This window comes from Streptomyces sp. NPDC111516 (assembly GCF_055635345.1).
Genome location: NZ_JBVKBV010000029.1, coordinates 1 through 13,261, shown reverse-complemented (window position 1 = coordinate 13,261; position 13,261 = coordinate 1). Strand labels below are relative to the sequence as shown.

Below are 13,261 nucleotides of genomic sequence, written 5' to 3'. Positions count from 1 at the left end.
GGCACAATTGGGCCACCATCCGTCCATGACTCCCGAGACACCGCGACTCACGGCGGCAGGCATCGATCCGTTCGACGAGAGCGTCTACCGCGCCGTCCTGACCCGGCGGACGGCGGCGCCTGCCGAACTCACCGCGGATCTCGACTGTTCGGCCGAGCGCGTCGCCAGGGCGCTGGACCGGCTCCGCGACCACGGGCTGGTCGGCCGGCTCGCCGGCTCCCGCCGCCGGTACGCCGCGATCGAGCCGGGCGCCGCCGTCGAGGCGCTGGTGCGGGCCAGAAGCAATGAGCTGGAGCGGGTCCGTTCGGCGGCCGACGAGCTGTCCCGGCTGTTCGCCGCCGCGCGCACCGGCACGACCTATGAGGACGAGGTGGAGATCACCACCGGCAGCGAGGCGCTCGGCCGCTGGTTCGTCCGCCTTCAGCAGGAGGCCCACGAGGACGTGATGACCCTGGACCGGCCGCCGTACGCCCTGACCACCTCCAACCCGGTGGAGGCGACGGCGCTCGGCCGCGGCGTACGGTACCGCGCGGTCTACGCCCCCGAGGCCCTGGAATGGCCGGGCGTCCTCGACGACATCCGCGAGCTGGTCCGACACGGCGAACAGGCCCGCGTCCTGCCCGGCCTGGGCATCAAACTCGCCATCGCCGACCGTAAGCTCGCCCTGATGCCGCTCTCCCTCGACCTCAACGACGTCCGCGCCGCAGTGATCCGCCCGTCCACCCTGCTCGATGCACTCACCGGCTACTGGGAAATGTGCTGGAAGCAGGCCCTGCCCCTCAACGCCCCCGCCGAGGACCCCCTCGGCGAGGAGGACCGACTCGTCCTCACCCTCCTGGTCAGCGGCCTCAAGGACGAGGCGATAGCCCGTCAGCTCGGCTGGTCCGTCCGCACCATGCGCCGCCGCATCAGCCGCCTGCACGACCTCCTCGGCGCCGCCAACCGCTTCCAGGCCGGAGTGATCGCGGCCCGCCGCGGCTGGTTGTGAGACAGCACGCCGGCAGCAGGTGGGGCGGCGATGAGCGGATGTGGTCTCGCCGCACGTCCCATGCCTGCACAATTCGGCTTGTGACTGATGAAGACCCGTACCTGTGCCTGGAAGACATAGAGGGCGAGGCCGCCCTCGAGTGGGTGGCCGAGCGGAACGCCGAGACGGAGGCGGCGCTGACCGCCGACGCCGGGTTCGCTTCCCTGAAGGAGCGCCTGCGGGAGGTGTTGGACGCTTCGGACCGAATCCCCTACACCGTCCGTCGCGGAGTGTTCCTTTACAACTTCTGGCGGGACGCCGGGAACGTGCGTGGTGTGTGGCGGCGTACGACGTTGGAACAGTACCGCAAGGAATCTCCTGAGTGGGAGGTCCTTCTCGACGTCGACGCGCTCGCAGCGGCGGAGGGCGAGAAGTGGGTGTGGGCGGGTGCACGGGTGCGCCATCCCGATTACGACCGGGCACTGGTGTGCCTGTCGCGCGACGGTGGTGATGCCGTTGTGGTCCGCGAGTTCGACCTCGCCAACCGGGCTTTCGTCGATGGCGGATTCCGGGTGGGGGAGGCGAAGACGCAGATCGGGTGGATCGACGCCGACACCGTCTTCATCGGCACGGACTTCGGGCCGGGCTCACTGACCGACGCCGGCTATCCGCGTACGGTCCGCAGGTGGCGACGCGGCACCCCGCTGGAAGAAGCCGACCTGGTCTTCGAGGCCGAGACAGGAGACGTGGCGGCCTGGGGCCGGCACGACACCACACCCGGTTTCGAACGGGACTTCGTCTCCCGGTGGCTGGACTTCTTCCGCAGCGAGACGTACCTCCTGAACCCGGACGCCACGCTCGTCAAGATCGATGTTCCCGACGACGCCAGTGCCTATACCCATCGCCGGCATCTGATTGTCACCTTGAAGTCCGACTGGCTCGGACACCGGGCGGGCTGCCTACTGGCGTTCGACTTCGACGCCTTCCTGACGGGTGACCGCACCGCGGAGGTGCTGTTCGCCCCGGATGAGCGAACGGCTCTGGCCGGGCACTCCTGGACCCGCCACCATCTGATCCTGGAGACGATGCGCGACGTCAGCACCCGCATCGAGGTCCTCACCCCCACCCCCGGAGGCGGGTGGGCACGCAAGCCGCTCGCGGACGTCCCAGCGCTGTCCGCCGTCACGGTCGCGGACACGGATCCGGACATCTCCGACGAGTACTTCCTGGACGTGTCGGGGTTCTTGCAGCCGTCCACCCTCCACCACGGGCAGATCGGCGCCGACTCGCAGATCCTCAAGCAGGCTCCGGCCCGCTTCGACACGGCTGGTCTGGCGGTGGAGCAGTCCTTCGCGACCTCCCGGGACGGCACGCGGGTGCCATACTTCGTGATCGGCCCCAGCCATTGCGACGGGACCAACCCGGGCCCCGCCCTGCTCTACGGCTACGGCGGCTTCGAAGTCTCCCTCAACCCTTCCTACGACGCGGTGACGGGCCGGGCATGGCTGGAGCGCGGCGGCACCTACGTGATCGCGAACATCCGAGGCGGCGGCGAGTACGGACCCCACTGGCACCAGGCCGCACTCGGCGCGGAACGGCCGCGAGCCTTCGAGGACTTCGCGGCCGTCGCCGCAGACCTCGTCGCGCGGGGCATCACCACCCCGGCCATGCTGGGCGCCGCGGGAGAAAGCAACGGCGGCCTGCTCATGGGCGCGATGATCACCCGTTACCCGCACCTGTTCGGCGCGATCGTTGCTCAGGTACCGCTGCTGGACATGCTTCGCTTCCACAAGCTCCTCGCCGGCGCGTCCTGGACCGCCGAGTACGGCAACCCGGACACCGAAGCCGATCGCCCCCACCTCCGTGCGCTCTCGCCCTACCACCAGCTCACCGCGGACCAGGCCTACCCGCCCGTTCTGCTGACGACCTCCACTCGTGACGACCGCGTCCACCCCGCCCATGCCCGCAAAGCGGCCGCACGCCTGCACGAACTCGGTCACCCGGTCCTGCTCCACGAGAACACCGGTGGTGGCCACGCGGGCGCCAGCGACAACGAACAGTCCGCCCACAACAAGGCCCTGGTGCATACCTTCTTGTGGCGGCACCTCACACAACCGGTGCGGTCGGCCGCCGGCTGACCGGGCGGGACTCGTCCGCCACTTGATCTGCCTGACAGCGTTACTCGTTCAGATCAGGAGAACCGGCCCACCCAGGAGAAGTTCCACTGCATCGTGTGCGGCCACATTGCGCACGCCGACACAGTGGGCGCCCTGAACGTTCTACGGGCCGGGCTGGTCCGTCGCGAAGCCCAACCGGCATAGCGAGAAGCCACCCCCTTCAGGGGGTGGAGGAGTCACGAGGCTGTCAGGTTCCAGACATGCCGGTTTCAGACAGTGAACGACCGTTCTTGATCCGGGAATTGGTCTTACAGACTGGGCGTCGCCCTGGATGCCCTACCGGGCACCCTCGAAAGGAGACCTCGTGAAGAAGACCCTGTCTGTGGCAGCGAGCCTGGCGATCGCCGCGACCTGTGGCCTTGGCATGGCGCTTCCCGCGCACGCCGCTGACGCGACCGGAGTCACGACTGCCGCGAGCCGGTCGCTGCAGTCCTCCATCGACACCTCCTCCATGGACCCGCAGCACCAGGCCATCGTCGACCGGATCCTGGCCAAGCTGCCCGCCGACTGGGAGGCCCGCCTCGACGCGGCCAAGGCCAAGTACGGTCTGAAGGGCGAGGAGTGGCAGCAGATCCGCGACAGCGCGATCAACCCCGGTGACTACCAGTGCCAGACGACCGACCTGTCGAAGTACGCCAACTCCCTCCTCGATGGCGCCCAGGACCCGTGGACCATCTTCATCCTTTCGCTCTTCGGCGGCTTCGACATGCCCACCTACGACGCGCTGATCTACGGCAAGGAGTCGTCGTCGAACACGTTCGGCGTCGAGGGCGAGTACACCCAGCAGCTCAACTCCGAGATGAAGAACCTCAAGCGCTTCTGGGATATCGACTCGGCCCGCATCGAGCTCATCCCCATGCACGGTGCGGACGTCTTCACCAGCCCGGACCGGCTCGCCCGCACGCTCTCCGTGCTGTACGGCGGCACGCCCGAGGAGAACCTCGACCTGGCCGACATGTTCATCGAGCTGGTCGACTCGGAGCCGGCCCTCCAGGGCGGCGCCAACCCGATCTTCACCTTCAACGCCTTCGCCTACAGCGAGAAGGACGACCCGGAGCCGCTCGGCATCACGGACCGGATCATCATGGGTGACGGCATCCTGCAGGGCATGAACGCGGTGAACCTGGGCGACGTCGCGCCGCGCGGCATCCTGGGCCACGAGTTCGGTCACCACGTCCAGTACCAGAAGAACCTCTTCGAGAGCGACCTGACCGGCCCGGAGGCCACCCGCCGCACCGAGCTCATGGCGGACGCGTTCGGCACGTACTACCTGACCCACTCCCGCGGCGAGTCGCTGAACGCCGCCCGCGTCCTCAAGTCCGAGAAGTCGTTCTACCAGGTCGGCGACTGCAGCTTCACCAGCTCCGGCCACCACGGCACGCCCAACCAGCGGATCAACTCGGCTACCTGGGCCGCGGGCGTGGCCAACGAGGCGCCGAACCAGGGCCACATCCTGCCCGCCCTCGCGTTCGACAAGCTCTTCGAGGCCAAGCTGCCCGACCTGGTCAAGCCGGACAGCAAGTAACGGTCACCACCACACCGCGGGGCGATGAACGCCTGAGCGGCTGAGGACCCGCGCGGGGCGGGCCGGATCACACACCGGCCCGCCACGCGCGCCCACGCCACGAGCCCGACCGCGGCCCGGGGTCACAGCCAGCCGCGACGGCTGGCCTGGACGCCGAGCTGGAACCGGGTCTTGGCGCCGAGCATCTCCTGGAGGCGGGCGATGCGCCGGGCGACGGTGCGCTCGCTCACCCCGAACTCACGGGCGATCGACTCGTCGGTCAGCCCGGCGCTGAGGTAGCTCAGGAGCTGCCGCCCCTCGGGGGCCGCCTCGCTGTTGACGGCCTCACCGGCCGGCGGGAGCGGAACGGCGATCCGCCAGTACGACTCGAAGACGCCGATCAGCCCGTCCAGGAGCCCCGACGGCTGCACGACGACACTGTGGTGTCCCGTACGGTCCGGGGCGGCGACGGACACCACGGCGAAACGGTCGTCGCAGACCAGCACGTTCAGCGCGACATCGGGGAAGACCCGGGCCTGTTCTCCCTGGGCGACGCACTCGTGCGCCACTTCCAGCGCCTTGGGGTCCTGCAGGATGTTGGCGCTGTACACCACCCGGTAGGCGATCCCGCGGTCCAGCGCGTCCAGCGTGCCAGGGCCTACCTCCGGCACCCGGTCGCTCCCGCCCACCGGCCCTATCGACAGCGCGCGCACCTGGGACACGGCCCCGTTGTGCACCCGCGACTGGATCTCCCCGCGCCGCTCGGAGGTGTCGACGACCTCGACGTAGCTCGCTCCGGCGGTGTGGTCGAGCCAGTACTGCGACAGGGCCGTGGCGCTCTCGTAGGCGATCCGGGCCTGGCGCGCGCGCCGCTCGGCGACCGCCTCCAGCACCGCGCGGGGCGGCTGGGCGGTCAGCCTGCCGTCCGTACGGGACACCAGGCCGATGTCGCCGAGTTCGGCGACGGCGTCCTCGAGGCCGTCGAGCGTCGACCCGACCAGCGCCGGCCGGTCGGTGAGCTCGGTCAGGGTCTGCGGACCCCGTTCCACGAGTGCGAGGTAGGCGGCCTCCGCTGTCGCGGAGAGACCGAGAGCCTGCAACGGGCGCAGTGTGCGCATGTCCCCCCAACCCGGCGGCGCCGCACGGCACCACCCACCGACCCCATTTCTACGGTGGCTGTCATTCCGCCAAAGATCGTCAGCCTAACACCGGCGTGATCACGCGGACCTGGAACGGACGGCGTGACGAGCGGCGCTGGTGAAAGCGCCGGCGGAAGCATCGGCAGTCGGTCCGCGCCCGCCGGTATCGTGGACGCCCGACCACCCCGCCGCCCCATCCGCAGCCGCACACATCACCGGCACCCCCTGACCGACACCCCAACTGCGCCTGGTACCGCCCCGCTCCAAGGGCATCCCCGACGCCGCAGCCGACCCCGAGCAGCAAGCGCGGACGCCCGCTCCGACGTGTTCTACGCCGACCGCGGCCACGACCACGACATCTACCGCCGCCAGGTCCGCGACCTGAGCATCCGCCAGCACATCGCCCGACGCGGCACCGGGCACGGCAGCGGACTGGGCAAGAACCGTGGAAGCCGCCTTCGCCCTGCTCCGCTGGTTCCGCCGCCTGCGCATCCGCTGGGAGATCCGCGCCGACATCCACCAAGCCTTCCTGACGCCCGGCTGCGCGATCATCTGCCGGCGACGCGTGAAGAACTCATTCTGAAGCCGTCGCTCCCGGGAGCAGCTCAGTCAGGGAGCTGCTGCAAGGTCCAGCCGTTGCCGTCCGGGTCGGTGAACGCCGCGTAGGAGAGGGTCGGCTTGCCCGGCGCGCTCATGTCCTCCACCTCGGCGACCTCGACTCCGTGCCCAACCAACTCGGCCCGGGCGGCGTGGATGTCGTCAACGACGAGGTGCAGGCCCTGGACCGAGCCCGGGGGAGTGCCGACGATGCCAACGCCGATGGCGATCGAGCAGGCCGACCCCGGCGGCGTCAGCTGGACGACGCGGAACGCCTCGTTCGGGCTGAAGTCGAGGTCGACCTTGAAGCCCAGCCGATCGGCGTAGAAGGCCTTGGCACGGTCGACGTCGGCGACCGGGAGCGGGATCAGTTCCAGGCGGTAGTCCACGGCGGGGGTTCCCTTCGCGAGGCTTGGTGGTCAGTCTTCACCAAGACGTCGAGTGCCGCAGGCTGGAACCGACAGTTGAGACGAACGCTTCTCGGAACACCGTGAAGTTTCCTCGATCGGCGGAACGGACCGCAACCGCGAAGACGACGCGCTCGACACTTGCTCCCGCCGCCGGCCTTCCACGCCTGCGTCCGCAGACGTCAACCAAGGCTGATACACCGTCATCCCAACAGCTGCAGACTCACTTTGTCAGGAGTCTCGAGACCGCAAGTGAATCGGACCACTTCAGCGGAGACGGGGACGGATACCGGGACCGCCGACTGATCCTGACGCTGCCTCATTGACTGCGGTGGGCCCGGTGGACTCAGTGCAGGCAGAGGCAGAACGGATGGCCGGCCGGGTCCGCGTAGACCCGCCAGTTGGCCTCCGGGCGGAGCCGGTCCGTCCGCTCCAGCACGGTGGCGCCGAGGGCGAGCGCACGCTTCTCCTCCCCGTCGAGGTCGTCCACATCGAAGTCCAGGTGGAGTTGCTGCGGGTACTGCTGGCCGGGCCATTCGGGCGGCCGGTAGCCGTCCACCCGCTGGCAGGCCAGCGGCGTTCCCTCGAACCCGTGCACCTCGACCCAGTCGAGATCCTCCGGGTCCGCGACCACCCGGCCGCCGAGCAGATCCGCGTAGAACTCCGCGAGCCGTACCGGATCGGCGCAGTCCAGCGCGACCGCCTGCAACTTTCGAATCACTTCCGACACCCCACGTTCCTCGGCCGCTTCCGCGGCGCCCTTGTACGGGGGGCGTACCCGCCGCTGCGGCGGGCATGCATGGCGGTATGCCGGTCCGCCGCCGGGCTGCCGCGTGGCGAGTGGTGTGACTGATCGTCATCGACGGTGATCCGTGCGGCGAGCCACCGAACGCTTTCAGTGCTCGCCCGCCACAGCATCACGCCGGGCCCGCCGCTACCGTGACGGGCTTCCGCTACTGGATCGCAACTCCCGGCCGCACTCGTTCCGTGGACGGCACCGCGCTCTACGCGGCGGCGGAGCCGGGCCGTTCGAGGGTCCGGCTCCGCCGTTCGGTGGTCAGCTGTCGCTGCTTCGGCCTCGGCTCCGCTGACGGAGCTCGATCCGGTTACCGTCGGGATCGAACGCCGTGAGGCGGACGCCGAAGGGATAGGGGATCGGTTCGGGATCGGCGAACTTGACGCCACGTGACTGGAGCACTTTGAACTCTTCGGTCAGGTCGTCGGACTCGAGAAATATCGGACCCGGTACGATGCTCGACTCCGCGCCATCGACCGCCGGGCCCTGACCCGGGTTGCCCAGCCACAGGATGATCTCGACCGAGTCATCGCCCGGAGCGACGGTCAGGAAGCGGCCGTCAGGACCCGGGTAATCGACACGCTTCTGCAGTCCGAGACTCTCTGTGTAGAACGCCAGAGCCCGGTCCTGGTCGGTCACATGGACCGTCACATACATCAGGTTCTTCAACATCGCCTTCTCCTCGTTCGTGCGCCTCGTCGGCGGTCCTGTCACATCGACCGTGTTTTGTGGTCCCTACGGATGACGTGCCAAGTCGAGGGAATGTGACAGCGGACGGCCAGCAGTGGCTGACCGAGCGGTTCGAACAGCACCGATCCCGCCTTCGTGGCTCCCGAGCCGCTCGGGTTCCTCACTTCAGCGTTGACTACTGGCCAACAAGATTGCTCAGGCCGGCCAACTGAGGCGCTCAGTCACACGGACCAACTGGTCCGGGCTCGCTCGCGTATCCGCGGGGGGCGTATGTTCATCCACGCGATGCCGTGGCCAACGACGCCGCAGCGTGCCGGTCTCCCCGCGTACGTGGTGGCGCCGGGAGAAGACCGGCCCTCCTGCACCCTCGAAGGCCTCCGCGAACGGGACTTCCTTCCGGGTGCCGGCTCACCTCCGTGTACGAGCCGGGCCTCCGCTCCCGCGCTTGGATCAAGAGCATTTCCTGCATGGCCAGTTGGCGGTTGCCCCGTGCCCGCTCTCCACTGCTCGTTGGATGCTCGGTCATGATCCGGCCCGGGTCGTGCCCAGTCCCGCGCGGCTTCAACGGCCGCAGTGCGGTGGAGTACGCAGCGGTCAGACCGGTTGCCTCGGCGAGATCCGTCAGCAATCGCGCTCCGGCATGCCCGACCACCCCCGACCCGCGGGCCAGGTGGATCTGCGATTCGTCCGGGGTCTCGAGGCCCGGAGCCCGGAGCAGCGTTCGGGCCCGGCCGGTCATGGCCGGCCGGGCCCGGGCGGGAGGGGGCCCGCCGCCTCAGTGTGCTGCTCTTGAGGTCAGAAGTTCAGCTTCCAGCTGTCGATGAAGCCGCTGTCGCCGCGGAACATGTCCTGGACCTTGAGCTTCCAGGTGCCGTTGGCGGTCTTCTTGGAGGCGTTCACGGTGTAGGTGGCGAGCACGTCGTCTGCCGAGTCGTTGATGTTGGAATCCTTCAGGCGGTACAGCGTGCCGTCAGGGGCCACCAGGTCGATGACCAGGTCACCGCGCCAGGTGTGCTTGATGTCCACGTCGACCTTGAGGGCACTCGGTGCCTTGCCGGCGATCCCGGTGACGTTGACGTCCGAGTAGACCGCGGCGCCCCCGTCCGGGATGGCGACGTCGGTGGTGTTCTCGAAGGTCTTGATCACGCTGACGACGTTCCAGGTGAACGTCGCGGTGGAGGAGGCGTTGGTCGAGTCCGTGACCGTGACCGTGACCGTGCTGGTGCCCAGCTTGGTGGGGGTGCCGGAGATCAGGCCGGTGGAGGCGTCGAGCGACAGGCCGGCCGGCAGGCCGGTGGCCGTGTAGGTCAGCGCGCCCGGGTTGGTGCTGGTGGCCTGGATCTGCAGGCTCGCGGACTTGTTGACCAGTGTGGTCTGGAGGCCGGGGTCGGTGACCGTCACGCCCTGGACGATGCGGCTGCCGACGTTGATGGCGGCCCAGGCGTTGGCAGTGTTGTTGTAGGTGTCGCTGCCGAGCCCGTACAGGTCGGCGGCCGCCTGCAGGGTGGCGGTGCGGGCGGCGGCGTAGTTGGTGGAGGAGGTCATGTAGGTCGACAGCGCGCGGTACCAGATCTTCGCGGCGGCGTCGCGGCCGATCCCGGTGACGGGCAGGCCGTCGGAGGTCGGGCTGTTGTAGCTCACGCCGTTGACGACCTTGGCGCCGCTGCCCTCGGAGGCCAGGTAGAACCAGTGGTTGGCCGGGCCGGAGGAGTAGTGGACGTCGACACTGCCGATGCCCGAGTACCAGGCGTCCTTGGACCTGCCGTCCTTGCTCGGCTGGTCCATGTAGCGCAGCGGGGTGCCGTCGCCGTTGATGTCGATCTTCTCGCCGACCAGGTAGTCACCCGGGTCGGTCTCGGAGTTCACGTAGAACTCGACGGCCGCGGCCATGATGTCCGAGGTCGCCTCGTTGAGACCGCCGGACTCGCCGCTGTAGATCAGGCCCGCGGTGTTGGAGGTGACGCCGTGGGTCATCTCGTGGGCGGCCACGTCGAGTGAGGTGAGCGGCTTGGCGTTGCCGGAGCCGTCGCCGTAGGTCATGCAGAAGCAGGAGTCGGACCAGAAGGCGTTGACGTAGGCGTTGCCGTAGTGCACGCGGGAGTAGGCGCCGACGCCGTCGTTCCTGATGCCGTTGCGGGCGTGGACGTCCTTGTAGTAGTCCCACGTGGCCTGGGCGCCGAACGCGGCGTCAACACCGGCGGTCTGACGGTCGCTCGGCAGGCCGTTGCCCCAGACGTCGTCCGCGTCGGTGAACAGCGTGCCGGTGCCGGAGCTGCCGCCGTTCAGGTCGTACGTCTTGTGGCCGCCGCGGGTGCCGTCGGTCATCTCGTAGGCCGAGCCCGACAGCGTGGTGCCGAGGGTGACCTGGCCGTTGTACTGGCCGGTGCCGGTGCCGGTCTCGATGGCCTGGTACTCGAACAGCTTGGCACCGGTGGTGGCGTCGGTGATGACGTGCAGCTCGGACGGGGTGCCGTCGTGCTGCACGCCGCCGATCACGGACTCCCAGGCCAGCACGGGCTTGCCGGAGGCGGCCCAGACGACCTTGCGGACGGTGCCGGCCTTCGGGGCGGTGGCGCCCTTGGCCTCGGCGCGGTCGAGCGCGAAGGTCTTCGCCGAGCCGGCGCTCTTCACGGCGGTGGTCGAGGCGACCTTCACCGTCGCCTTGGTCGCCTTGCTGACGCCCTTGACGGCGCCGTTCGCCGCCGCGTGGACGACGAGGTCCCCGCCGAGGACCGGCAGGCCCGCGAAGGTCCGCTCGTAGCGGGTGTGCACCGTGCCGTCGGCGTCCTTCAGGACGGACTTCACCAGCAGTTGCTCCTGGCCGCCCAGGCCCAGGGTCCTGGCGGTGGCGGCGACGGTGGCCTGCGCCTCGGCGAGCATCGTGGCGCGCTCGCTCGCGCTGAGCTGGACCTGCAGCGCGCCGGCCCGGACCTGCGCCTTGGGCGCGTCGGTCTGGGTGCCGGCGGTGGCGGACGTGGGGAGCGCAACGGCGATCACCGCGGCGCCCGCTATGAGCGCGCTCGCGACAACAGCCTTGCGGGGGGTCTTTCTCACGCGGAACTCCTTCTGCGGCGACCGGGGTTGCGGCCGGTGACAGCCCGGGCAGGGGGTACTGCCCGAGTAGAGCTGGTGGTGCGGTGAGGAGGACATGACCGCAGCGGTGCGAGATCCCTGTGGGGAACGCCCGGGCCCATGCGGCCGATCGAGAGCCTGCCATTGTCGACCTGTGCATGTCATGTCTTTGATGGTGTCGAGTTCCTGACATGCCGGATTCCGACAGCCCCGGTGACTCCCTCCGGTCCTGGCCGCCCCGCACGGCGGCGCAGCGGCAGTACTCCGGCACCGCCGGATCTTCCGCACCGCCGCCCTGTGGGGCTCGGAAAGTCGCCTCCACGTCGGGCCGGCGCGGCGCAGGGCATCTACGGCGGCCACACCGAGTCCGGCCCTGCGCCGCACTGGGCCCGCCCGACCTGGCGCGAGCTGCCTGGGCGGTCAGTTGCGCCAGAACCGAGTCCCACGTGCCGTCAGCGGCCCACCTGAGATGTCGCTTTCACACCGTCTGCCAGGGCCCGAACGCCTTGTGGGGCAGGTCTCGCCAGGGGATCCCGGTGCCGTACCGGTAGATGATTCCATCGATGATGCGGCGGTGGTCGGCGAACGGGCACCCTGCCTTCCCTGTATTGCAGGGAAGGCAGGTCGCCAGGCGTGCCCACTGCTCGTCGGTCAGCAGGCACGTGCGCCCGCTTGTGGTCACCGAGGCCGGTAGGCGGTGGCCAGCACGGAGACTGTGACCTGGTCAGGCACGAGACCGAAATCGCCCGGGTCCGCACCGCTCAGATGACGTGCGCTCGGCGTCATCCCCACCAGATCAAGGGCCTCCGCTCTGGTCAAGGACGTGACGTACTCGACCGGTTCGGTGGCCGCGGCCTCGAAGAAAGGGGTCAGCACCTTGTGCAGGCGACGTTCCTTGGCCGGGTCGATCGCTACCATTCCGGGCACCTGGCTGCGCAATTCGAGCAGGTGCCGCCCGGTCGGACGCACCACGACCAGCCGACCGCCCGGGCGCAGCACCCGGTGAAACTCGGATGGGTTGCGCGGGGCGAACACGTCCAGCACGACGTCGGCCATTTCATCGGCCAGCGGGAGGGGACGGAAGACGTCCCAGGTCGCGGCGGCTGCTCGCTCATGGGCACGGGCCGTCGCGCGCAGGGCGCGCACCGAGGTGTCCAGGCCCAGACCGCGGGCATCGCGCAACTGCTCGAGGACGCCGGCCAGGTAGTAGCCCGTGCCGCACCCGACGTCCACCACGGTGCTCTGCCCGGGCCCGGTGTCGGCCGCCAGGTGAGCCACGATCCGGCGGATCGGCCCGTACCTGCCGGTGGCCAGAAACCGGTCCCGGGCTCGGGCCATGGCCGCGTTGTCGCCGCTGGTGGCGCGGGTACCCGTCAAGAGGCTGACATAGCCATGACGGGAGATGTCGAAGGTATGGCCCGCCACGCAGCGCAGCGCGCCGCGGTCGGGGTGAAGACAAGCGCCGCACGTTGGACAGCGCAGGAGATCGAGGAACGATTCGAGGGCAGGGGGAAGCGAAACAGGCACAAGACACTCCTGGCAACGGTGAAGGGAAGGGACCGTGCCTGCACGCGCGCTCAGAGGATGGCCGTCCCAGGAGGAACGGCGGCGTTGTCGGCCCTCGATGCGGGCGGCACCGAAACGCGGGTCACGCGGCAGGCACACCAAGGAGGGCGATGCCGTCCGGCATCGCCCTCACAGCCTCCCGATCAGTGGAAGCAGCAGTGCGGAGTGCTCATGAATGCCACACCACGATTCTACGAGGCTCGACCGAAACCGTTCCTAGTGTCCTGCGCCGGAGATCCGTCGTTAGTTCCTATGAGTGTTTCTGCGGGTGTGCCCGCACCGCGTCGTGGTCCGAAGCTGGAACCGTTGTTGTTGTCCGCTGACGAGCGTGCGGTGTTGGAGCGTT

Annotated in this window: 10 protein-coding genes and 2 pseudogenes; 5 read left to right on the top strand and 7 right to left on the bottom strand. The window is 69.2% G+C overall.

Translation table 11 applies throughout. From position 1 onward, the window contains the following. Positions 1-25 precede the first annotated feature (25 nt). From ACZ7L9_RS33690 to ACZ7L9_RS33680, 3 genes are all read left to right on the top strand, one after another. The gene (locus ACZ7L9_RS33690; RefSeq protein WP_471421297.1) at positions 26-988 is read left to right on the top strand and encodes a helix-turn-helix domain-containing protein; all 963 of its coding nucleotides are present in this window, start codon (positions 26-28) and stop codon (positions 986-988) included. Between the two features lie 38 nt (positions 989-1,026). Then, positions 1,027-3,105 carry a prolyl oligopeptidase family serine peptidase gene (locus ACZ7L9_RS33685; RefSeq protein WP_471421295.1) on the top strand — a complete coding sequence of 693 codons (2,079 nt, stop codon included), beginning with the start codon at positions 1,027-1,029 and terminating at the stop codon, positions 3,103-3,105. 343 nt (positions 3,106-3,448) lie between these two features. Further along, on the top strand, positions 3,449-4,669 hold the full coding sequence (locus ACZ7L9_RS33680; RefSeq protein ID WP_471421293.1) for a hypothetical protein: 1,221 nt from the start codon (positions 3,449-3,451) through the stop codon (positions 4,667-4,669). A 122-nt stretch (positions 4,670-4,791) separates the two neighbouring features. On the opposite strand, the gene ACZ7L9_RS33675 is transcribed toward ACZ7L9_RS33680, so the two are convergent. Further along, positions 4,792-5,766 carry a LuxR C-terminal-related transcriptional regulator gene (locus ACZ7L9_RS33675; protein WP_471421291.1) on the bottom strand — a complete coding sequence of 325 codons (975 nt, stop codon included), beginning with the start codon at positions 5,764-5,766 and terminating at the stop codon, positions 4,792-4,794. 466 nt (positions 5,767-6,232) lie between these two features. Here ACZ7L9_RS33675 and ACZ7L9_RS33670 point away from each other — a divergent pair, with 466 nt between their 5' ends. Beyond that, entirely contained in the window at positions 6,233-6,370 is a 138-nt protein-coding gene (locus tag ACZ7L9_RS33670) for a hypothetical protein (protein WP_471421289.1), read from the top strand. A 22-nt stretch (positions 6,371-6,392) separates the two neighbouring features. Here ACZ7L9_RS33670 and ACZ7L9_RS33665 read toward each other — a convergent pair whose 3' ends face one another. Both ACZ7L9_RS33665 and ACZ7L9_RS33660 read right to left on the bottom strand, forming a co-directional pair. Next, complete coding sequence (locus ACZ7L9_RS33665; RefSeq protein WP_471421287.1) at positions 6,393-6,773, bottom strand: VOC family protein; 381 nt, start codon at positions 6,771-6,773, stop codon at positions 6,393-6,395. Positions 6,774-7,137: 364 nt separating this feature from the next. Further along, a complete protein-coding gene (locus ACZ7L9_RS33660; RefSeq protein ID WP_471421370.1) occupies positions 7,138-7,512 on the bottom strand; it encodes a VOC family protein in 375 nt (124 codons plus the stop codon). 151 nt (positions 7,513-7,663) lie between these two features. Between ACZ7L9_RS33660 and ACZ7L9_RS33655 the strand changes: the two are divergent. Beyond that, positions 7,664-7,771 (top strand): annotated as a pseudogene (locus tag ACZ7L9_RS33655) (IS481 family transposase); the annotation flags it as partial. 77 nt (positions 7,772-7,848) lie between these two features. Here ACZ7L9_RS33655 and ACZ7L9_RS33650 read toward each other — a convergent pair. From ACZ7L9_RS33650 to ACZ7L9_RS33635, 4 genes and pseudogenes are all read right to left on the bottom strand, one after another. After that, the gene (locus tag ACZ7L9_RS33650) at positions 7,849-8,259 is read right to left on the bottom strand and encodes a VOC family protein (RefSeq protein WP_471421285.1); all 411 of its coding nucleotides are present in this window, start codon (positions 8,257-8,259) and stop codon (positions 7,849-7,851) included. An 813-nt stretch (positions 8,260-9,072) separates the two neighbouring features. Then, on the bottom strand, positions 9,073-11,331 hold the full coding sequence (locus ACZ7L9_RS33645; RefSeq protein ID WP_471421284.1) for a M4 family metallopeptidase: 2,259 nt from the start codon (positions 11,329-11,331) through the stop codon (positions 9,073-9,075). 423 nt (positions 11,332-11,754) lie between these two features. Further along, positions 11,755-12,031: pseudogene (locus ACZ7L9_RS33640) on the bottom strand (transposase); the annotation flags it as partial. After that, entirely contained in the window at positions 12,028-12,876 is an 849-nt protein-coding gene (locus tag ACZ7L9_RS33635) for a putative RNA methyltransferase (protein ID WP_471421369.1), read from the bottom strand. The gene ACZ7L9_RS33635 and the pseudogene ACZ7L9_RS33640, both read right to left, overlap by 4 nt. Between the last annotated feature and the right edge of the window lie 385 nt (positions 12,877-13,261).